The organism is Pseudomonas sp. MCal1, from assembly GCF_026341415.1.
Classification (GTDB): Bacteria; Pseudomonadota; Gammaproteobacteria; order Pseudomonadales; family Pseudomonadaceae; genus Aquipseudomonas.
Genome location: NZ_JAKUMP010000005.1, coordinates 79,578 through 98,333 on the forward strand (window position 1 = coordinate 79,578; position 18,756 = coordinate 98,333).

Here is an 18,756-nt window from a genome sequence, read left to right on the forward strand (position 1 = left end):
CGGATGGAATGGGTACCACCGTACACGAGCCGGTTGCGCTTTCAATACACAAGCTTATTCAAAATGTGCAGGCGCCAGCGCTCTGATATAGGCCTGACAAGCCTGCAAGGCAATCAGTCCACGGTCGCCTTCGCCGGTAATGGCGACAATTCGTCGAGCATGCGCCGGGTCAAGTCGGGCGCGTACGGTTGCATGATCCACGCCGCCGGCGCCGGTGGTGGCTGACACACCGCAGCCTTGGGCAGCATCGCCTGCGTCGATGAGGACTGACAGGCGCAGATCAGCAGTGGCAAGACGATCGCGCAGGCGATCCTGATCACGTTGGGCATCGTTCAGTGCTCGGTAATGAGTTTGTTCACTGGCCGCGAGCCGTTGCTCAACGGCCAGTCGCTTGTCCTGCTCGGCCTGTTGCGCAGTCGCGGCCGTCAGGGTCAGTTGATTGAGGATTTCGGCGTGCTGCCGGGCCTGCTCGGCCAGTTGCCGACCGTAGCGCCAGTCCTGGAATTGCCACGCCAGCGCCGCCGACCCTGCGACCAGCAGCACCAGGCCAATCAGCCGCCAGATGCTCAGACCGAAGGCAGGCATAGCACCGCCCTCGCCCGCCCCCACAGCTCCAGGCGATCCTGCAAGCCGTTCAACCCGCCGTTGATCCGCCGGGTAATGCTGTTGAACTGATCCTGATCCGCCAGCGCGTTCAGGCCATTCTTCTCCCAGAACCACGCAGCGGACTCGGCCGCCCATTGCGGTTGTTCCAGCAGTTCCGGCAGCGCCAGCAAACGCTCATCGCCGAACAGCCCGAGACTGCACTGGCGATAGTTGGCGCGCCCGGTGATCTGGATCAACCCGCGACCGCGATACTTCTGCCCGTCGCCATCCGCCTCGGGCGTGTTACCCAGGCGCAAGGCCAGCGTACCGGTGTCGTATTTGCTCAGGTATTGGTTGTTGCCCAGTTCACGCACGTACTGCAACTGCCCCGATTCGTGTCCGATCTGGGCGAGAAACGCAGCGATGCGCTTGGGCGTGTCGATGCGATGGCGCGCCATGGCATCGTTGAGTGCAGAAACAAAAACGCCCGCTTGGCGGCGGGCGTTGGGCATGATGTTGAGTAGGTTGTCTTCAGTAATTTGCATAATGCTCGATCCTCCCTGGATGCTCCGATTGAATCACGGTTGGCGGCCGGAGCTGATCAGCCATTGTTTACCTCAGTTTTCAGAGTGCTGTCCGGGGACACCTGGATCATTCGCTTGAACAACCCCAGCATGCCTTGATTGGCCGTCAGCCTCTCTAGCGGCGGGTCCAGTGGCAGTACCTGTCCTCCGGAAACCAGCCACTCCTGGTACTCGAGCCAGTCCCGATTAACGGGATCCTGTGGAATAAACGCTGAATCACTCAGGCGCAGAACGCCATACGATGTGAGCTGATAACTCATGGACTTGTCCCTAGATTTCCGCGTCCGCGGTCCAATCGACCTGCAATGCCTGCCCGGGAAAGCTGCCTACGGGCGTCACGGTGGCAAGCGCAAACCCTCGCTCGCTCACACTTTGCAGGATGGTTCCTGTGCAGGCCTTCGCAAGCGATGAATGCCAGACTTGATTGCTCGCCTCACCAGGGCAATACGTCACGACCGTTGGCTGAACTCGCTTGGGCACCTGCATATCGATGCACATTCCATATTGGCCGGAATTGGCTGCCGCTACTTGGGAAAAAGTGGCGATACAGGTTCCTGGGCCGTTGTTCGAACGGATCGGCAAACGGTTTACAAAGGATTTTTCGAAATAGCGCTGACAGAGAGTCAACTCTTCCGCCGCTGGACGGTATTCAAACGGTGTTGCAACCGGCCCCTCCTCCAATTGCATCTGTGCCAGATCGACGGTCTGCAACACGTTGAGCGGCAGATCGAACGACAAGGTCAGGCAGTCATTCACGCCCAGCATTTTCCCGGCGACGGTTGGCACCTGAAACGTTGCGCTGTATTTCTTCCACGACGTACTCAGTTGAAAGACGTCGACAACCTTCACGACACCCTCCGAACCGCCCGCCCCGAATTGCTGGGCAATCGTGACACGCAAAGGACGCGTCGCATCGGATCGCGCCCAGAAGCTGACTGTCGCCATTCGTCCGGCCAGGGTCCTGACCGATTCAATGCTCTGGGCGACTTTATGCACCGTTGCTCCCGTGCCTGCGGTGGCCTGCTGCCAGCGCAGGAAATAAGCGGGTTCACCCACGACTTCCGTTTGACCGAGGGGAAAATCCTGGCGCGAAATGCTGACACCTGCGTTGCCGTTCCAGTCGCACCGAAAGCGATCCGCCACATAGCCACCGATGTTCGGCCCCTGATTGGTCGTGCCGCGTTGCCAGATATTGAATCCACCATTGATCAACAGATTCTTGCGATACACCTGCACAGGAAACTGCTGCAGCGGATCAGGCTTGGCCAGTTGCCGAATGGCCTGTGCCAGTTGATCGGTCTGCTCCTCATCCGGCGTCAGACCGGCGGCCGTGATCGCGTTGAGAATTTCCTGGGTCACACTGTTTCCCCAACTGGCCGGGATCAACGATCCCGGTTTTCCGGCGATGGGGTCTTCATCGACGAACTTGCCATTCTCCAGGCCTGAGCCGGGAACGCTTTTCGGATAATCCATGTTAATTCCTCCTTGATCAGATCATCGGCTCAGCCCTTTGAGCGCAGCAAGCCTTCAAGCCAGTCGGGCTCTACCGGACGAGCCTGGGCATCCGGAAATTCCGGATCATTGGGCCAGTCGCGCAGTGCCTGTCGATAGGCGAGAAGTTGTTTGAATTCGTCGGTGCGCAGAGTGGTGCCTTCGCCGACTTCCAGCTCTTCGGCATCGCGAAGAACCAGCCATTGGGTGCGATCCAGTACCTTGTCTCGCCAGGCCCTCTCTGTGTCATCGGGGATTTGCTCAGCCAGTAGCACCCGTTCCGGGCGTCCGTTGGCGGTCAGAGAAAGAACGGTTCCTTTTGGAGCGTTCGAGACCAGCGCGCAATACTCGCCCTCGCTTAATTCAAAGGCGTCCACAGGAATATTGGTGCCGTGTAGATCGGAGTGATAAAAGCCGGAAGTTGTCGGAGAAAAATAGTACATGCTCAATATCCTATTCCGATGACACGAGCGGCAATGGAGCCTGACGGCCATTCAGGACAACGTACATTTATGCCTGCCTGCCGACTCACGGTCGCATTATTGTTCCAGATCAGTTGCGTTCCGGATGCCGTGCCTTCATGGGAAGCGACTGCAAGAAACAGCGCGTTGGGAAAGACCAGCGGCCATAGATTCAGATCGCCATAACCATTGTTCCCCGCCTGGCTGGCCGCCCCGGTGATCCACTGAATGATTAGTCCACCCATCCACGAGGGGAAAACGACATAGCCGGATGCCCCCAGCCTCACCATGAACCCTAGCCTGAGTTTTTTAGGGGTCACGACAGAAGTATCACTGACACCGGCGTTGACCTCCGCCTGAGATGCAACCTTTGCAATCCCCATCAGCGACTCGGTCGCCTGTTGCACCTTCTTCGCTATCGATTGAAACACTCGTAACGGCGTCATCACCTGGGTAGCACTGGTTCCCGACTCTGCTTCGTCCTGACTGGCCAGGCTGTCGCTCTGCTTCTTCGAGATCAGCGTATCGATTGCCGCCCTGAGTTGGGTGTTATCACTCTCATCGGCAGCCGTCCCTGCGCTTTTGATGACTTCAAGAATTTCTTGCGTAACACCATTTCCCCAGCTTGCCGGAATCAACGAACCGGGTGTTCCGGTGAGAGGGTTTTCGTCAACAAACCTGCCATTCACCAAACCTGCACTGGGAATGTTTTTTGGATAATCCATTACCTGTCTCCTGAATATGAATACACGTCCATTCGGCTGCGTCAGGCAGAAACTGCCGTGAACCAGGCAGGCTGCTCAGGCCGCTCAGCGAAGATCTGAAACGAGCTCACGGCAGGCCAGTCGCGCAAGGCCTGGCGGTACTCGAGCAGCTCCAGATACTGCTGAGCCTTGAGCGTTGTTCCGCGTCCCAGTTCCTGCTCATCGCGGTGGCGGGTGATCAGCCATTCGGTGGCTGCGAGCGCGGACTGGCGCCAGACTCGCTCTGCCGCCAGAGGCTCCTTGTCCTCGACCATTGGGGGTTGAGCGATGACAGGACTTTGCGGTTCCCGCAAAGGCTCGATAGCGCGAGCCGCCTCGGCCATCGGCGCGCCGATTTCGACGTTCACACCATCGGCCACCTGCACCATCGCCGCGACGAAAGCAGGCGCGAACAGTTGCTCGATCGCGTAGTCACCGGTGTCGATCACTTCGACCGCGACACCGTTTTCAATGCGTGCATAACGGGCCATTACTCGTACTCCCAGATTTCACAGAAGGCATTGCCGCCGGCGCCGCTCACGATTGACGCAGAAGCGTGAACCGAGCAGGAACCACTGCCGCCCGAACCTCGAACACCTGCATTGCCAACGGTGTTTGACCCACTGAAAGGGCCACCACCATCGAACGGACTCGGAGCTCCGCAACCCGACAGCAACCCCCAATTGGCGTTGCTCATTCCGAAACCTCCGGTGATACCGCGAGCACTGCAGAGATTGCCTCCAGCCAGTAATCCACCTACCCCGCCCTGAATGAATCCTGACGAAGTGCCCGTGACCACGATCCCCAGTTTCTGCCCGCCACCACCTCCCGAAACACTCATGTAGCTACCAAAGGAAGCGCCGCCGCCCGCAAGGCCCGTGGTGTTGCTGACAGCGCCCCCGGCGCCAAGCGAAACCGGTACGCCGGCGAGCATTTGCGCGGTGACGTCATACAGGCTTTCCGCATACGCGCCGGACCCGCCACCACCGCCGAGAATTTGAGTGCCTGTCGGAACAGATTCGCATCCGCCCCCAGAACCTCCCGCCCCGACCAACCGCACGCGAATCCGTTTCGCCCTCGGGTTCGGCTTGTAAACCGTGATCCCGACCGTCTCGATCTGCCTGACCGCCAGCAACCGCCCCACTGCATCGGTGATGCCGTAGCCCGCCAGCGTGGTCGGGGTGTTCTTCAGTTTGGTGAAGTCGACCAGAGCGCCAATGGCCGTTGCCAGCTGGTTGGTTTTGCTCTCGTCAGGTGTCAGTCCGGCGGACTTGATGGCGTTGAGAATTTCTTGCGTGACACTGTTGCCCCAAGAGGCGGGGATCAGTGATCCGGGCGTGCCGGCAACGGGGTTTTCATCGGTGAATACGCCATTGACCAGGCCGACGCCAGGGATGCTGTTTGGATAATCCATTGCACGGTTCCCTATGCTGCGATCAGTTGGTTAAGGTTGCGCCGGGCACTGCCGGCCAGGTGACCTCGCGGGGAAAACCGGCCTGTTTTTCGATGCGGTTCAGCTCCACGCTGTAGAGCTTCCATTCGAGTAATTGCAGTTGCTCTTCGTGGCTGGCGTCGCCGATGTCTTCGGCGTATTGCAGGGGGGCGATGCGCAGGACTGCATCGCGTAGCAAGGCATCACGCCGAACAAGTACGAGGCGTTTGATATCTGCCAGTTGTGCGGCCTCATCGAGCTGCCAAGCGTTATCGTTCCACGTGTGAAAGCCTCCCGGCCAAGGCAGGCGGGTGAACCCTTGCGGCAACTCGCCTAGCGCAGTCCAGGTTTCCCGCTGTCCTGTATCCGTGCGAAACACATCGCCACGACAATCGACCCGCTGTTGCAGGGATCCGTTGTCATAAGCCCAGGCGAAGCCCTCGGGGGCCGGGGACAGTTCGAGGTTCAGCGTGACGGCATTGCTCGGCAGTTGCAGGCCGATCCCCGGCACGAGCGGAAACTCCACAGGCCCGATCAGCGCACCGCTGTCGTCTATCAGGTAATTGAACATGTGCACCTCAGATCAGTTTGATACGCGCAGGAAAGGCGATGTTTCGCGGTCGGGTTTCGCCCGAAAAATTGCCGATGTTGCCGATGTACGTATCGGAGTCGAATGCGGGGTTGGGATAGGTTGTCGCCACGGTTGTAGTGGTCGGTGAAAAGTTAACGTTGGTGCCAACGTCCCAGACGCCATCCGGAATCCCCGGCGCCGGTTTGTAGTTGGCTCCCGTGCCTGTCGGAAGATAGTGGTTATGGCTCTGCAAGGCATGCGCTTGCAGGCTGCCGGCCACGCGCCCGGTATCGATGTTTCTGCCTTCGCTGAGCACCCGCAGAAACTCGCCGCGAATCTCGGGAATCCGAAAGTTAGTGGCGCCATCACCACTGGTCCAGCCGCCCTCCATGCCCGCTCGGGCCGCTTCGGTCGTCAACGCCCCGGATGTGCGGGCGAAATCCCATAGCCATGGCCATTCGGAGCGCTTTAAAAGATCACCGTTCGGAACGCCGTAGCCTCCCGGATTGAGGGTCGTGGAGGTCTCAAAAAACGGACGGCCCAAAGCGCTGTTGTCACAGCGACCGACCTGCCACCAGCTACCTGCTCCATCACTGCGCAGATGCCACCAGTCACCACCGCCCATCAGCACCAGGAAGGAATATCCACTGGCGGAAAGGTGCGTGTGAAATCGGATCCGGTCGGGCCCGGAAGCCTGCACCACCATTCGATTGCCGCTGTTGTCGACACGACGAACAATCACGTCGCACACACCCAGTCCGACATTGGCGTCGGGCAAGGTGATCGTCGTGGCACCGGGGCTGCCATCGATCAATACCAGACCGAGTTCCTGATCGCTCAGTGCCTTCGAAGAGGCAAGCCGCGTCACCACCGAGCGCATTGGGCTGGTAGCACCGATGATCAATTGAATGGCTTTGAGCAACTGACCGGTATCGGCCTCGGCGGCTGTCAGCCCGGCGCCGGTAATCACGTTGAGAATCTCTTGCGTCACGCTGTTGCCCCACACCGCCGGAATCAACGATCCCGGCGTTCCCGCCACCGGGTTTTCATCGACGAACCGGCCATTGACCAGGCCGACGCTGGGGACGCTTTTTGGGTAATCCATCGGATGTTCATTCCTCTGAAATGACAAATGAAACGTGGCCGCGCGCGGGTACTCGCAAAGGCTCAAAACGCTTCTGTTTCTGAAAATAAAAAGCCCACCGTGAGGTGGGCTTGGGTGACGCGAGTGCGATTAGGAGGTCGAGTTGGCCGTCAGTTCACGAATGGCCAGCAACGCCTCATCGGCGGCAGTCCGGGCCTGATCCATATGGCCTTTACTTGCATAAGCACGAATCTGGGTCTTGGCTTTCAGGCGCAAGGTGCGCAGAGTCAGCAGGCTGTCGCTGAGCTGGGCGGCCTTGTCGAGAATCTGCTCGGCGGACTGTTTCGCCGAACGGCCCTTAGCAACCCACGCGGCGACGGACAGCGGCACTTCCTTTTTCGGGTAACCGGCGTCCTGAAAGGCCTGAGCGTCGATGGCGGCCTGGGCGTATTCCAGGGCTTTGAGCGGATCGCCGGCCAGTGCAGCGCGAGAGCTGTCGGCGGCGGCATCGACATTGGCGCAAAGACGTTCGGTTTCCTGCAGTTCCAGCAGAGCGACTTTTTCGGTATTGACGACCCACTGCTCACCGTCCCAATCATGAGCCGCGGAAGGCTGTGCAACACGCAAACCGTCCTCGAACTGATGCAGTTCTTGAATGATGATCATCGGATCAGCTCCCAAGCGAAATTGACATTAACAGCAGCGGTAAAATTGATCGCAATACCGTTGGAGTAGTCGGTCTGACCGAAACTCTTGAGCCCCATGCTGAACAGCAATTCGTCACTGGCCGCGGTGCCCGCGCCCAGCGTGTGTTCGGCCTGATAGACCTGCCACAGCGAACGCAATTCGGCGTGGTCAAAACTTGCGGTCAATGTCGAAACAGTGGTGTCGCTAACCACGTTACTGGAAAAGATCAGCGCAGCCGCACCTGCCGTAGACCAACCGTCCCAGTTGCTGGAGGTTGCGACAGTCGGGTTGAGGAAGCAGTAGTTGCCCCCCAACCAGCCTCCCGGTGCAAACGATACGCTGGTGATGCCTGTCGGGTGCGGAGTGGGGTTACCAACCACCAGACGCGCCGCCCGCGCGTGAGGATCGAGCGGCAGATAGACAACACCATTGCCATTGACGACCTGCGTCCAGCTCAACCGGTTGCGGTTATAGATCGGCCTGACAATCGGCACCGATCCAGGTCCTGCTGTCACCACCCACGCCAGACAGATGTCCAGCGAAGTGGACTGAAAGCCGCCACCTGCCGCTCCGTTTAAGGTTCCTTTCAAGCCCTCCGGAGCAGCGTCGTAAATCGTCCCGCGCTGCATGTAAAACGTCAGCGCCCCACCCACCACCTGCGCCCGCAGAAAGTAACCCGAACTCGGCAGCAGATCAGCGCTGCTCCAGGCCTGAGTGGTGAACGTTCGCGAACGTCCCAACTGTCCCGCCACCACTTCCTGACCGATGCTGACGTAAACACCCGCCGGCACCGACACTCGTCCGCCGCTGGTCGATGCGGCGGCCGGCGTGATCGGCATCCGGGCGTCAGCCGTGGCCACGGTCGGCAACGGCAACGCGGCCAATGGCAACGCGAGATCCTGATTCCAGCCCTTGGCCGAAACACTCTGAATCGCCTGGAGCAACTGATCGTATTTCTTCTCGTCCGGGGTCAGATCCCCGGCCTTGATCACATTGATGATTTCTTGCGTCACGCCGTTGCCCCAGTCAGCGGGGATCAGCGACCCCGGCGTCCCGGTCAACGGGTTTTCATCGATAAATTTCCCGTTCACCAGACCGGCGCTCGGCACACTCTTCGGATAATCCATTGCGCTACTCCCTAGTCATAGTTGATGTGCACCTTGGTATGCGCCGGCGCCGCCCGATGGATCAGGCACTCAAGCGCCGATCCCGGATTCACGCCGAAGCGTTCGCCCCAGTAGCTCGCGCCGAAACGCCGGCCGAGCAGCAGCCGGCCGCCGGTGTTGAGCGTCCACATGAACTGCGCTTCCCAGGTGCCCCAATGCGCGGCGCCGAAACGCGAACGGCCCATGCGCGGCGCTTCGAGTTCGGTGATGGTCGCGTTGGGGTAACCCTGGCTTTTGGCGATTTCCAGGTAGTAACCGACGGCCTGGCTGCCGACCGCCAGCAAGCGGCGGCGCACGGCGAGGCGACGGTCGTCGAACAGCGGCGTGGCGCCAAGGCACGGGTCGGGCAGGTTCATTACCTGCTCCCAGTCCGGCACCAGTTCGCTGACGCCGGCCGGGTCCATTTCGTTGAGCAGATCAGCGGCGCGAGCGTCGAGGCGCGCCAGTTCGACGGCGACGCCTTGCAGCACTTCTTCGAGTTCCGGCACGCGCTCCGGATCCCACGCCGGACCGCTCGGCAGCAAGGCGCGCAGTTGCGCCTGGTATTGCGCGGCGGTTCTTATGGCAGCCATACGCAACCCCCGAAGGTGAGCAGTTCACTGTCAGCTGCGGCCACGTTCGCCACCGGGGCCGACAGCACGTGATCGGTCTCACCCGCCGCGCTGCTGATCGCTTCGCGGATATGGCTGATCAACAGATCTTCGCCCAGATCGGCTTCACGGTTGTGCAGGTCGCGCAACTGGGTTTCAACAGCGGCGCGCACGGCGGTGGTGTCGGGGGTCAGCTTCAACTGATAGGTCACCGGTTTCTGCACCGGAGGACGCACGTGGACTTCGGCGGTCACCGGGCGCAGCGGTTCGATGTAGGCCTGCACTTCGGCCAGTTGATCGGCATTCGGTACTGGCTGCGGATCATCGTCGCGCATGATGTACACGCCGACGGTGCCCGGCCCGAGGAAGCCACCACGGCACCACGCGCGGGTCACACCCGGCACTTCCAGCGCCCAGGTTTCATAATCGCTGGCCGAACCGCCGTGGGGGATGACGCGATAGGAACGGATCACCCGCGAGCGCAGCGACTCCAGGCTTTCCCGCGCCACACCGCCGTTGAGTCCCGGCGCCAGTACGACAAAGCTGTTACTGACCACACCGGTGACTGGCTGCACCGGCGTCAGCGCCAGCCCGGCCTCGGCATTGCCCAGGCTGCCGGCATCCAGCGCCGCGATGGAAGTGCTGTTGACGCCATTGACGGTGGTGCGCGCGGCAGTGACTTTGAAGGTGCGACCGTCGCTCGATTGCAGCAATGTATCGGCGTCCAGCACCGCGCCCGCCGTGGCGTTGAAGCTGACCGTGCCGGTGGCGACCTGCGCCGGTTTGCGCGGCTGGTTCAGGCGCAATGCGGCGATCCGTTCCAGGGTCGATTCATCGGCGGTGTCGGGCAGGATCTGCTCGGCAATCCAGTCGAGGTAGCCGTACAGACCATAAGCGGCGCCGCCGAGTGTGCGGGCCAGGACTTGCGCATCGGACTGGCGCAGCGAATCGCCGGCCAGGTCGCTTTGGGTGCGCTTGATCAGCACCGGCAGCGAAGGGGTTTCAAACGGCATAGATCACCTGCCAACTGTTATCGGGATTGATGTCCAGGCGTTCGCCGTCGGCCAGGGTCAGGACCGTGCGCAGGTTCAGGCGCTGGGCGTCGAGGCGTTCGCTGATGATGTCGATGGCGCTGCAATGGCCGTCGTCGATCAGCCATTGCAAGGCTTCGCGGGCATAGAACTCGGCATCCATCTGGGTCTGCCGGGTCAGCTTGACCCGGCGCAGCAGCCACAGCCGCGAGCCGATGCGATCGTCGGCAACGGTGGGAAAGGTGTCGCCCCACCAGCCGAAACGCTCCTCATCGTCGAGGGCATCGTCGTCGGCGGCGCGGCGCCAGGTGAACAGGCTGATCAGTACGGCTCGGGTCAGCGCGGCGTGGAGGTTCTGACTGAAAAGCATCACTGACCTCCCGCCGGCGCGCCGGTCTGGCCGCTGCCCGCCTGCACGCCAACGTGTACGTGCCTGATTTGACTGATGCCGCCGGCCACTTGATCGTCTTTGGAAACGATCTTGCCGGTCTGGTTGATCACCGGCGTCTCGAAGTTCACGGCGGTGCTGGCGCGGATGTTGAGCGTGGCGGTTTCGATGTCGATGATCCGCCCGCGCTTGAAGTGGATCCTGTCGCCTTCGTCGGTGTAGATCGCCACTTCACCGGCCGCCAGCGACTGCAGGCGATAGCGACGGTCGGCGACCACCAGGGCGATGGCGTGGGAACGGTCGCCGCCGAGGAACGTGACGACGCCTTCGGCACCGGCCAGCGGGTGGCTGGTGAAGCCGTAGGGTTCGAAGTGCTCCATGTCGTCGTTCACTTCACCGGCAGTGAGGCGCATTTGCAGCGATTGCAGTTTGGATGCCGAATTGGCGAGCACGACAGTGCCGCGCGCCAGCAGGCGTGTCAGTAGGCTCATAGGTTTTCCTCTAGAAGTCGGCCAGCCACAGACAAACCCTGTGGGGGCGGCGGTGCGACGGGTCGACTTGCCCGCGATGGCGGTGTGTCAGGCAAAGAAGTGTTTGCGGTAACCACAGCTATCGCGGGCAAGCCCGCTCCCACAGGGTCAGGTGATGCCAGTCTGGCTCGGCGTCAGACTCAGGTTTTTTTCGGGGGAATCGGGTTCGCGTCGAATGTGTGCGGCGGAGCCACCTGCAGGGTGGTGACCGAGCCTTGCGCCGACAGCGAGTACGTCACCTTGGAGATCAGCATGTCGCCATCGAAACCGAGCACCGGATCCTTGACCTTCACCAGCGTGTTGTGGCGCCACAGGTCGCCGTTGGACTGACGCCAGCCCTGCACCTGATAGGTAGTGGTGAGCGCCCGGCCCATGCGCGTGGCGCTTTCCCACTGGGCCCGTTGCTGGGCCAGTTCGAACGTCAGTTGCGAGCCTTCGTTGATGATCGTGGTGCGCCGACGCTTGAAGCTCAGGTCAGTCGCGCTGGATTCAACCTCGCTGACCGCCGACCCGCTCTTCTTGTCGTTGCCCTTCTGCTGGCCGATCACCCGATACTCGGAAAACACCTGGCTGAAATCCATCGGCGCATTGGCCGAGAGAATGTTCTTGCCCAGCTCCAGTGCATCGCTGGCGCGGCCGCCACTGCCGGGTCTGGCGAGTACCAGCCGGCCTTCGGCGTCATCGGTGGAAAACACCCGGTACAGCGAGAGCAGACGGTCGATCGACTGAAACACCGTTTCACCCGGCACGATCGTGTGTTTGCTCAGGCGTGCGGTCTCGGGAATTTCGTTGACCACCATCAACGCGTACTCCATGGCCAGGGCCTGGACGATGTTCAACAGCGATTGATCCTGCCATTGGCCGGGGTTGTTTCGCGCCGCACAATCGACCAGATCCTGGGTTTTGGAACTGCCTTCGATGCTCAGGCTGATTTGCCGCCCGTCATAGCTGATCGGGGCCTTGAACACGTAACCGGTGAGCACCAGATCCTTGCCGATCCGCACTTCGCACGGGTCACCGGCCTTGATCCGCTGATCCACGGTCTGCCCAGGCCATTGCCAGGTGATGTCGAGTTTGAAGGTGCGGAACTGGCGCTCCAGATCCGCCGTGATTTCCACGCTTTTCCAGCCACCGTATTCCATGTCGCCAACGCTCAGCGTGACGCGATTGTCTAGGTCGCTCATGGCTCACTCCCCTGAAACCTTGACGTCGTTGGGTGAGAAGCCGGGGTGGGACAGGCCGTTGCGCTGAATGACCTCGGTCACTCGGGTGGCGTCGCCAAACTGCTTGTAGGCCACGACCACAGCCGGAAAGGTTTCCTGGAAGGTTTTACTGACCAGCCGCACACCGGACGACGCCACAGCCTTGAGGTGCGCGATCAGCGCTTCCTTCACATCGGCGATGGCCTGATAGTGCGCGGGATCGGCCTTGTCCTGGGCCTTTTGCAGCGCTTCGATCAGCTCTTTTTGCAATGTTTGCAGATCATCGGTGACCGGCACTTCCTGACGGCTGACCGGCTGCTTCGACTGCTGGTCCAGCGAAGGTGTCGAATTCAGTTTCACCGGGGTAGACGCCACCGGCATCGAGGCCACCCATTGCGCCACTTTGACGATCAGGGTGTCCTGCACCAGATTGGCCATCGCTTGCGCGGCGGCGTTGGTGTCCTTGCCGGTGGTGATTTTCGGCGCGTCGGCCTTGCGGATGGCTTCGATCTGTTGGGACACGTCGGCAATCACGCCACGGTAGCCTTCCTTCGCGAATTCCTTGAGCTCCTTGATATCGCCGAGCAAGCCCTTGAACTCCGCCGCTACTTCCTTGGGCAGTTCCTTCACGGCCCTGACCAATTCGGTGATCTGCTTGTATTGCGCGATCAGCGGTTTGAGTTGCTCCTTGATCACGTCATAAACGCCGGTGAGGCTGTTGCGCAGATTGGTGATGCCGATCCGCGCCGCCTTGATCAGGATCATCGCCTGTTCGAAGCGCGCCACCGCCGAACCGAGCAAACCGTCGGCCTTGATCAGCAGGACTTTTTGCGTACTGACCGTCGCCGTCGGAAACGGCAGCGGTCGGTCGGGGTAGAACTTCAGGCTGAACGTCACCATCCCGCCGTCCTGGCGGGTGTGGGTCATGTCGCATTCGCCGACCTTGACCTGTAAGCGGCCCAGCCACGGATGCACCAGTTCGCCGCTGCCCTGCTCCAGGGCCTGGAGCAGTTTGTCGCGCTGCTCCAGGCAATCGGCACCGATGATGAACGCCGTCAGGTCGTGAGTCTTGGCCTGTTGACCGAGGTCCTCGAAAAACGGCAAGTCGCGTTGCGGATATTCGTGCAACTGCCCCTTGCGTCCGACCGGGGTTTTCGCCTGGTCGATCCAGAAACCGACACCGCGAAAGGATGCCGGCAACAAACGGTCACGCCAGTTCATTGGAACCTCCCATGGACAGCGAGCGATAGCCGATGCGCGAACTGAGCGCCAGCCCCGGTTGATTGGTTTGCGGTTGATCGGTACGCAGCCCCGCCGGCGCGTTTTCGAAGCGCACCGTCAGGCCGCCCTCGAGTTGCGTGCGGTTGTTGGCGGCGCTTTGCTGGATCAGGGCGCTGGAGGATTGCGGCAACGAGCCGCCCTGCAACGCACCGCCACCCTCGGGTTTCGGGCTGGCACCGAAGAATGCCGGCGCCAGTTCGCCCTTGCCTTCGGCATTGGTCTGGCGTTGCGCTTCGGTCAGGGTTTCGACCTTGCCGGTGACCTTGGCGATCAGCCCGGCGAAGCCACCGTCGAACAGTTCCTTGATCGGTGCGATGACGGTTTGCAGCTTTTGCCACAGCTCGCCGAACCACTCGGTGATCGGTCCCCAGCTCTCGATGATCTGATCCAGAGGTTTCCATTCGAACAGGCCGTGCAAAAAATCCACGACCGGCGCGGACAGCGCGAGTACAACCCCCCACAGCGCCGAGAAAACCTCACCGATCGGCTGCCAGTACTGTGCAATCTGCTCCAGCGGCGACCACTCGAACAGACCGGTGAAAAAGCCTTTGACCTGTTGCACTGACGCTTGCAGTGCCGTCCAGATCGGTTCGAAGAATCCGACGACACCACCCCAGGCGCTGGTGATCATCTCCATCGGGAAAAAATCGAACAGTGTCCGCAACGTATCCCGGGTGATTTGTACGGCCGATTGCAGCGTCGTCCATACCGGCTGGAAGTACGCAATGACACCGCCCCAGGCGCTGGTGATCATCTGCATGGGCGAGAAGTCGAACAACGACAACAGGAAATCTTTAGCCGGTTGCGCGGCTTTTCGCAGGCCGCTGAACATCGGTTCGAAGAACCTGACAACACCGCCCCATGCACTGTTGATCATCTGCATCGGCGAGAAATCGAACAGGTTTCTGAGAAACGCCATCACCGGCACACTCAAGGCCTTGAGCAATTCCCAGATCGCCGAAAACAGACCGGTCAACGGCCCCCAGTTTTCCAGGATCAGGCCTGCGGGCGACCACGAGAAAACCGACTTGAAGAAGTCGATCACCGGCGCGGTCACGGCCTTGACCTTGTCCCAGACTCCCGAGAAGAAACCGGTGACCGGTTCCCACAACGCCGCCAGTGTCTCCAGCGGCCGCCAGTCGAGCACCGAGCGCAACATCGCCATTGCACTGGCTCCGGCGTTTTTCACGCCCTCCCACAATCCGGTGAAGAACGCGGAAATGGGTGTCCAGTTGGCCACGATCAAACCGGCCGCCACGGCAATACCCATGGCGATCAGCATGATCGGATTGGTCTTGAGCACCATGCTCATCACGTCCATCACCTGGGTCATACCGGTGACGGCGGTCTGCATCGCGGAAAACGCAATCGCCCCCGCTGCCAGGCCTTCGACCAGTTTCGGGTTGTCGGCCAGCAGGCTGCCGACCTGGGTCAGCATCGGTTCCAGCCCGACCACCAATGCGCCCACTGCCGGTATCAGTGCGGCGTCCACCGCAGCGGACACTTTCTCCATGGACGCACTGAACACGTTCATGTTCTGCGCGGCGGCTTTCGGTGTTTCCGGCAGGTCGACGGTTTTCGCCGCCTCGCTGACCTCGGCAAGCTTGCCCTGAAACGCCGCAGCCGATTTGATGCCGTCCACGAACGGCGTAATCACGCTGCCGCCCTTGAACAGACCGCTGATGTCGAGTTTGCCGAGGCCGGTCTGTTCGAGGTTTTTCTTGAAGTCATCGACCTTCACTCGCAGGGCGCCGAGTTTGGGTGACAGTTCGTCGATGCCGGTTAGCAGCACCGACGCTTTAGCTTTGGTTTCTTCTGCCATCACTGCACCTGCTGCATCGCATTGATCCGTTGCGCGTGCTCCAGCGATTCGCGAAGCACATCCAGTGGCCTGGCCATCATCTGTTCGGGGTCAACCTTCCAGAACCAGGCCAGGTCATAGGCGACCGAAATCAGGTCGGTGATGGCTCCGACGCCGCACTCATGAAAAAACTCGCAACGGCCCAGCTCAGCGCGTTGAGGTCAGCCAGATCCAGCTGGTTGACCGACGACGGCGGTATGCCGGCGCACACCGCGATGTATTTGGCCGCCACGTCCATGTCGAGGCTGACCTCTTCGCTCTTGTCGATCTTGTACGGCAGCGCCTTGATCGCTCGCACTTCCTGCACCGTCGGACGGCGCAGGACGAGTTCGGTCAGGGGCTCGCCGTGAGCTTCGATCGCAACTTGAAGCTTCACGGCGCCGCTCATTGCCAGGTCCCCTTGATGCCTTCGAATTTCAGTTCGATGGTGGCGTCATCGCCCTTGGAGACTGGCTCTTCGACCAGATAGGCACCGGCCAGCACGTAGACTTTGCCGTTGCTGAATTCGCAGGTGACGGTGATGTCGGTGCCTTCGATCAGCTTCTTCAGCGGGAAGTCGGCGGTGTGCAGCGCGGTCACCTTGAACGACGGCGCAACGTCGGTTTCCTTGTAGAAACCCGGCACGACGGTTTCGCGTTTGACGGCCATCAGCGGGGCTTCGCAGCCGCCGTTGATAGTCAGTTGTGCACCGTCGACCTTGACGTAGCAGGTGCCTGCAATCAGTTGACCCATGGTGTTACTCCCTTCAAATAAAAAGCCCACGCAAGGTGGGCTGAAATCACAGTGTCAAACGAGCCGATCAGGCGACGTCGTCGTACTGCAGACGGAACTGGTTGAGCAATGCGAACACGCGCAGACCGTTGATGTAATCCGGTGGGAACAGCACGTTCACGCGGCTCGGGTCCTGCACGTCGCGCTCGACGATCAGGTGCTCGGCGAACAGCTCGGCGTTTTCCACGTGGCCTTCGAGTTCGAGCTTGGCGTACTGGGCGATCAGCTCACCGCGAATGGTTGCCGGCGTGACGATCGGCTGGCCGGCGCCGAAACGGGTGCCGTCGGAAGCCAGCTTGTGGCGACCGTATTTGCTGGTGATCACGCTTTGCAGACGACGCACGATGAACGCCGACTGGTGCATGGTTTCGCTGTCCAGGTACGAGTTGTCGGCCTGGCCGTAGGCGTTCTTCTGGTAGGTGGTGATCGAGCGCTGGATGCGCACGTAACCGCCTTCGTAGTACGCGGTGGCGATGCCGTAGTTGAGCAGCGACTGACGCTCGGTCAGGGTGAAGCGCTCGCTGGCCGGAGCCGGATCGACGCCTGGCAGGCTGCCGCTCTGGGTCGGACGGCTGGCGTCAGCGGAGATGAACACCGCAGTGCGTGCAGCCAGTGCCGCAGCTTGTACCCACACCGGTTGCGGCACGCCCGGCTCCAGCGCCTGAATGGTCATGTGCTGGTCGTTGCGGGCCTGACCGGCAGCCACCAGCGTGCCGACGGTGCCGCGCTTGGCACTGTAGACGTGACCGAACAGTTGCTTGGCCCACGACCAGCGACCGGTGCTGTCGTCCATCACCGCTTGCCAGGTGTTGAGGGTAGCCAGGTCGGACCATGGCAGCGCGATGAACTCGAACGGCTCGTCGCCCAGTGCGGCCACCGCTTCAACCTGGTCAGGCACACCGACGCCGCCGGTCATGGCGGTGATCGCGGTGGTCAGGCCGGCCGGGGTTTCTTCACCGTTGCTCTTGCCCAGGCGATTGAATTGCAGGCTGATGTCGTTACCGCTCTCGCCAGTCCATTTGGCGTTCAGGGTGACGACGCCTTCGGCAGCTGCAGCGCTCACCGGCAGATCGGCGGTGGCGTTGATTTTCTGTGCCAGGGCGGTGGCCGCCTGGGCAGCGGTGGCACCGTTGACGACGGTGGCCTGCACGCGGACGCCGCCGACATACAGGTTGAGCACGCCAGCCTGAGTCGCGGTGCCGGTCAGGGTCACTACGCCTTTGGCGATGGCGCCGGTGGCGTTGTGCAGCGGCAGGCACCAGATCTCACCGATCGGGTCGGCCTTGCGGAAGGTTTCGTACATGGACGCGAGCATCGAGCCCTGGCCGCCAATGCTCTTGGCCAGCGCCACGCTGGAGATCAGCACCAGTTTGCCGACTTCGCTCGGGGCGATGTTGTCGTTGACCTGCGCCACGATCAGGCGGCGCATGGACGAGGACGCGCTATTGGCGGCCGAGTTGTCCATTTCGGCATAGAACAGCGGTACACGAATGTCCGCAGGAATGTTGCTGAATCCGATCGCCATTATTTGGCTCCCTTTTGTTTGGCTGTTGCGGTTTTGAGGGTGATATCGCCGTCGGCCAGACGCCGGCGCCACCAGGCGCTGTCCAGCACTTCACGGCCTTCCAGTGGCAGCAGGTCGCCTGCTTCCGGGTCCGGCACGGCACGGCCGGCGGCCGGCACTACGGTGATGCGGTTGCTCATGGGGTTACGTCTCCAGAGAAAGTCATTTCCACGCGCCCGTCAGGGCCCGGGCGTTTCAGGTTGGGGTCGGCCGGATCGATCGCATCGACCCGAACGGTGGCCCCGGTAAAGGACGACAAACCGTCCAGTTCACGTTCGTGCCAACTCTCCGCAGGCTGACTTGGCAGATTGCGGCCCAGCTGGAACTCGGCAAAAAAGCGCAGCCGGTAAACAGCGCGGCTGGTGTTGATCGAGACCGTTTCGCCGCCGTCATAAACGATGGCGCTGTAGTTGGAATCGGGTTTGAAACCCACCAGCGCACGCCACAGTTCGGCGCGCAGGTCGTGCAACAGATCCAGCGCTTTTGCGCCGTCCGTGGCGTCGAGCACCAGGATGATTTCGAAGCGGTCGCGGATCGGTTGGCTGGCGGAGTTCTGGGCGGTGCTGGCGCTGGCCAGGTCGGCCAGGGGTAAAACATGAGCCGACGGGGTCGGCAGATTCGGGTCACCTTGCAGCAGCGCCAGGTCGACACCTGTCGCGATATGGCCGGCAAGGCTTGGGCATTGCGCACGCAGCTGCGTGAGGATCGGGGAGATCTTCATGGGGAGCGTTCCA

The 18,756-nt window shown here is 61.2% G+C and carries 24 protein-coding genes; all 24 read right to left on the reverse strand.

Annotated elements, in window-relative coordinates; translation table 11 throughout:
* Positions 1–54 precede the first annotated feature (54 nt).
* Positions 55–585 carry a lysis system i-spanin subunit Rz gene (locus MKZ87_RS10295; protein WP_085697381.1) on the reverse strand — a complete coding sequence of 177 codons (531 nt, stop codon included), beginning with the start codon at positions 583–585 and terminating at the stop codon, positions 55–57.
* Positions 567–1,130 carry a glycoside hydrolase family 19 protein gene (locus MKZ87_RS10300; protein WP_085697380.1) on the reverse strand — a complete coding sequence of 188 codons (564 nt, stop codon included), beginning with the start codon at positions 1,128–1,130 and terminating at the stop codon, positions 567–569. The genes MKZ87_RS10295 and MKZ87_RS10300 overlap by 19 nt, the downstream gene beginning before the upstream one ends.
* 56 nt (positions 1,131–1,186) lie before the next feature.
* On the reverse strand, positions 1,187–1,429 hold the full coding sequence (locus MKZ87_RS10305; protein WP_011332738.1) for a hypothetical protein: 243 nt from the start codon (positions 1,427–1,429) through the stop codon (positions 1,187–1,189).
* 10 nt (positions 1,430–1,439) lie between these two features.
* Positions 1,440–2,642 carry a carbohydrate binding domain-containing protein gene (locus MKZ87_RS10310; protein WP_085702618.1) on the reverse strand — a complete coding sequence of 401 codons (1,203 nt, stop codon included), beginning with the start codon at positions 2,640–2,642 and terminating at the stop codon, positions 1,440–1,442.
* 29 nt (positions 2,643–2,671) lie between these two features.
* On the reverse strand, positions 2,672–3,103 hold the full coding sequence (locus MKZ87_RS10315; RefSeq protein WP_085697378.1) for a phage tail assembly chaperone: 432 nt from the start codon (positions 3,101–3,103) through the stop codon (positions 2,672–2,674).
* A 2-nt stretch (positions 3,104–3,105) separates the two neighbouring features.
* Complete coding sequence (locus tag MKZ87_RS10320; RefSeq protein ID WP_085697377.1) at positions 3,106–3,846, reverse strand: gp53-like domain-containing protein; 741 nt, start codon at positions 3,844–3,846, stop codon at positions 3,106–3,108.
* 41 nt (positions 3,847–3,887) lie between these two features.
* Positions 3,888–4,355, reverse strand: coding sequence for a phage tail assembly chaperone (locus MKZ87_RS10325; protein WP_085702617.1), 468 nt, complete (start codon positions 4,353–4,355; stop codon positions 3,888–3,890).
* Entirely contained in the window at positions 4,355–5,278 is a 924-nt protein-coding gene (locus MKZ87_RS10330) for a hypothetical protein (protein ID WP_085702616.1), read from the reverse strand. Before MKZ87_RS10330 ends, MKZ87_RS10325 begins: the two co-directional genes overlap by 1 nt.
* 22 nt (positions 5,279–5,300) lie before the next feature.
* Positions 5,301–5,867: a tail fiber assembly protein gene (locus MKZ87_RS10335; RefSeq protein WP_085702615.1), complete on the reverse strand. Its 567-nt coding sequence runs from the start codon at positions 5,865–5,867 to the stop codon at positions 5,301–5,303.
* A 7-nt stretch (positions 5,868–5,874) separates the two neighbouring features.
* The gene (locus MKZ87_RS10340; protein WP_266200818.1) at positions 5,875–6,972 is read right to left on the reverse strand and encodes a phage tail protein; all 1,098 of its coding nucleotides are present in this window, start codon (positions 6,970–6,972) and stop codon (positions 5,875–5,877) included.
* 129 nt (positions 6,973–7,101) lie between these two features.
* Entirely contained in the window at positions 7,102–7,617 is a 516-nt protein-coding gene (locus MKZ87_RS10345; protein WP_085702613.1) for a phage tail protein, read from the reverse strand.
* Positions 7,614–8,765 carry a phage tail protein gene (locus MKZ87_RS10350; RefSeq protein WP_234204586.1) on the reverse strand — a complete coding sequence of 384 codons (1,152 nt, stop codon included), beginning with the start codon at positions 8,763–8,765 and terminating at the stop codon, positions 7,614–7,616. Before MKZ87_RS10350 ends, MKZ87_RS10345 begins: the two co-directional genes overlap by 4 nt.
* 11 nt (positions 8,766–8,776) lie before the next feature.
* Positions 8,777–9,376, reverse strand: coding sequence for a YmfQ family protein (locus MKZ87_RS10355; RefSeq protein ID WP_085697370.1), 600 nt, complete (start codon positions 9,374–9,376; stop codon positions 8,777–8,779).
* A complete protein-coding gene (locus tag MKZ87_RS10360; RefSeq protein ID WP_085697369.1) occupies positions 9,364–10,407 on the reverse strand; it encodes a baseplate J/gp47 family protein in 1,044 nt (347 codons plus the stop codon). The genes MKZ87_RS10355 and MKZ87_RS10360 overlap by 13 nt, the downstream gene beginning before the upstream one ends.
* On the reverse strand, positions 10,397–10,795 hold the full coding sequence (locus MKZ87_RS10365; RefSeq protein ID WP_007954906.1) for a phage GP46 family protein: 399 nt from the start codon (positions 10,793–10,795) through the stop codon (positions 10,397–10,399). The genes MKZ87_RS10360 and MKZ87_RS10365 overlap by 11 nt, the downstream gene beginning before the upstream one ends.
* Complete coding sequence (locus tag MKZ87_RS10370; RefSeq protein ID WP_085697368.1) at positions 10,795–11,304, reverse strand: phage baseplate assembly protein V; 510 nt, start codon at positions 11,302–11,304, stop codon at positions 10,795–10,797. Before MKZ87_RS10370 ends, MKZ87_RS10365 begins: the two co-directional genes overlap by 1 nt.
* A gap of 179 nt (positions 11,305–11,483) precedes the next feature.
* A complete protein-coding gene (locus MKZ87_RS10375; RefSeq protein ID WP_085702611.1) occupies positions 11,484–12,527 on the reverse strand; it encodes a phage baseplate assembly protein in 1,044 nt (347 codons plus the stop codon).
* A 3-nt stretch (positions 12,528–12,530) separates the two neighbouring features.
* Positions 12,531–13,766 (reverse strand): DNA circularization protein, encoded by a 1,236-nt coding sequence (locus MKZ87_RS10380; protein WP_085702610.1) that lies wholly within the window; start codon positions 13,764–13,766, stop codon positions 12,531–12,533.
* Positions 13,753–15,648 (reverse strand): phage tail protein, encoded by a 1,896-nt coding sequence (locus MKZ87_RS10385; protein ID WP_139834827.1) that lies wholly within the window; start codon positions 15,646–15,648, stop codon positions 13,753–13,755. Before MKZ87_RS10385 ends, MKZ87_RS10380 begins: the two co-directional genes overlap by 14 nt.
* Before the next feature lie 130 nt (positions 15,649–15,778).
* Positions 15,779–16,075, reverse strand: coding sequence for a phage tail assembly protein (locus MKZ87_RS10390; protein WP_003222226.1), 297 nt, complete (start codon positions 16,073–16,075; stop codon positions 15,779–15,781).
* A complete protein-coding gene (locus MKZ87_RS10395; protein ID WP_085697365.1) occupies positions 16,072–16,419 on the reverse strand; it encodes a phage tail tube protein in 348 nt (115 codons plus the stop codon). The genes MKZ87_RS10390 and MKZ87_RS10395 overlap by 4 nt, the downstream gene beginning before the upstream one ends.
* 67 nt (positions 16,420–16,486) lie before the next feature.
* Positions 16,487–17,983, reverse strand: coding sequence for a phage tail sheath subtilisin-like domain-containing protein (locus tag MKZ87_RS10400; protein WP_234204584.1), 1,497 nt, complete (start codon positions 17,981–17,983; stop codon positions 16,487–16,489).
* A complete protein-coding gene (locus tag MKZ87_RS10405) occupies positions 17,983–18,162 on the reverse strand; it encodes a DUF2635 domain-containing protein (RefSeq protein ID WP_007954893.1) in 180 nt (59 codons plus the stop codon). The genes MKZ87_RS10400 and MKZ87_RS10405 overlap by 1 nt, the downstream gene beginning before the upstream one ends.
* Positions 18,159–18,743 carry a hypothetical protein gene (locus MKZ87_RS10410; RefSeq protein ID WP_085702608.1) on the reverse strand — a complete coding sequence of 195 codons (585 nt, stop codon included), beginning with the start codon at positions 18,741–18,743 and terminating at the stop codon, positions 18,159–18,161. Before MKZ87_RS10410 ends, MKZ87_RS10405 begins: the two co-directional genes overlap by 4 nt.
* Between the last annotated feature and the right edge of the window lie 13 nt (positions 18,744–18,756).

Coding starts and splice junctions, on each gene's coding strand:
- MKZ87_RS10400 (WP_234204584.1), bottom strand. CDS start 17,983: ATGGCGATCGGATTCAGCAACATTCCTGCGGACATTCGTGTACCGCTG.
- MKZ87_RS10390 (WP_003222226.1), bottom strand. CDS start 16,075: ATGAGCGGCGCCGTGAAGCTTCAAGTTGCGATCGAAGCTCACGGCGAG.
- MKZ87_RS10345 (WP_085702613.1), bottom strand. CDS start 7,617: ATGATCATCATTCAAGAACTGCATCAGTTCGAGGACGGTTTGCGTGTT.
- MKZ87_RS10340 (WP_266200818.1), bottom strand. CDS start 6,972: ATGGATTACCCAAAAAGCGTCCCCAGCGTCGGCCTGGTCAATGGCCGG.
- MKZ87_RS10410 (WP_085702608.1), bottom strand. CDS start 18,743: ATGAAGATCTCCCCGATCCTCACGCAGCTGCGTGCGCAATGCCCAAGC.
- MKZ87_RS10330 (WP_085702616.1), bottom strand. CDS start 5,278: ATGGATTATCCAAACAGCATCCCTGGCGTCGGCCTGGTCAATGGCGTA.
- MKZ87_RS10335 (WP_085702615.1), bottom strand. CDS start 5,867: ATGTTCAATTACCTGATAGACGACAGCGGTGCGCTGATCGGGCCTGTG.
- MKZ87_RS10380 (WP_085702610.1), bottom strand. CDS start 13,766: ATGAACTGGCGTGACCGTTTGTTGCCGGCATCCTTTCGCGGTGTCGGT.
- MKZ87_RS10305 (WP_011332738.1), bottom strand. CDS start 1,429: ATGAGTTATCAGCTCACATCGTATGGCGTTCTGCGCCTGAGTGATTCA.
- MKZ87_RS10375 (WP_085702611.1), bottom strand. CDS start 12,527: ATGAGCGACCTAGACAATCGCGTCACGCTGAGCGTTGGCGACATGGAA.
- MKZ87_RS10310 (WP_085702618.1), bottom strand. CDS start 2,642: ATGGATTATCCGAAAAGCGTTCCCGGCTCAGGCCTGGAGAATGGCAAG.
- MKZ87_RS10370 (WP_085697368.1), bottom strand. CDS start 11,304: ATGAGCCTACTGACACGCCTGCTGGCGCGCGGCACTGTCGTGCTCGCC.
- MKZ87_RS10355 (WP_085697370.1), bottom strand. CDS start 9,376: ATGGCTGCCATAAGAACCGCCGCGCAATACCAGGCGCAACTGCGCGCC.
- MKZ87_RS10405 (WP_007954893.1), bottom strand. CDS start 18,162: ATGAGCAACCGCATCACCGTAGTGCCGGCCGCCGGCCGTGCCGTGCCG.
- MKZ87_RS10385 (WP_139834827.1), bottom strand. CDS start 15,648: ATGGCAGAAGAAACCAAAGCTAAAGCGTCGGTGCTGCTAACCGGCATC.
- MKZ87_RS10320 (WP_085697377.1), bottom strand. CDS start 3,846: ATGGATTATCCAAAAAACATTCCCAGTGCAGGTTTGGTGAATGGCAGG.
- MKZ87_RS10360 (WP_085697369.1), bottom strand. CDS start 10,407: ATGCCGTTTGAAACCCCTTCGCTGCCGGTGCTGATCAAGCGCACCCAA.
- MKZ87_RS10315 (WP_085697378.1), bottom strand. CDS start 3,103: ATGTACTATTTTTCTCCGACAACTTCCGGCTTTTATCACTCCGATCTA.
- MKZ87_RS10300 (WP_085697380.1), bottom strand. CDS start 1,130: ATGCAAATTACTGAAGACAACCTACTCAACATCATGCCCAACGCCCGC.
- MKZ87_RS10365 (WP_007954906.1), bottom strand. CDS start 10,795: ATGCTTTTCAGTCAGAACCTCCACGCCGCGCTGACCCGAGCCGTACTG.
- MKZ87_RS10395 (WP_085697365.1), bottom strand. CDS start 16,419: ATGGGTCAACTGATTGCAGGCACCTGCTACGTCAAGGTCGACGGTGCA.
- MKZ87_RS10295 (WP_085697381.1), bottom strand. CDS start 585: ATGCCTGCCTTCGGTCTGAGCATCTGGCGGCTGATTGGCCTGGTGCTG.
- MKZ87_RS10325 (WP_085702617.1), bottom strand. CDS start 4,355: ATGGCCCGTTATGCACGCATTGAAAACGGTGTCGCGGTCGAAGTGATC.
- MKZ87_RS10350 (WP_234204586.1), bottom strand. CDS start 8,765: ATGGATTATCCGAAGAGTGTGCCGAGCGCCGGTCTGGTGAACGGGAAA.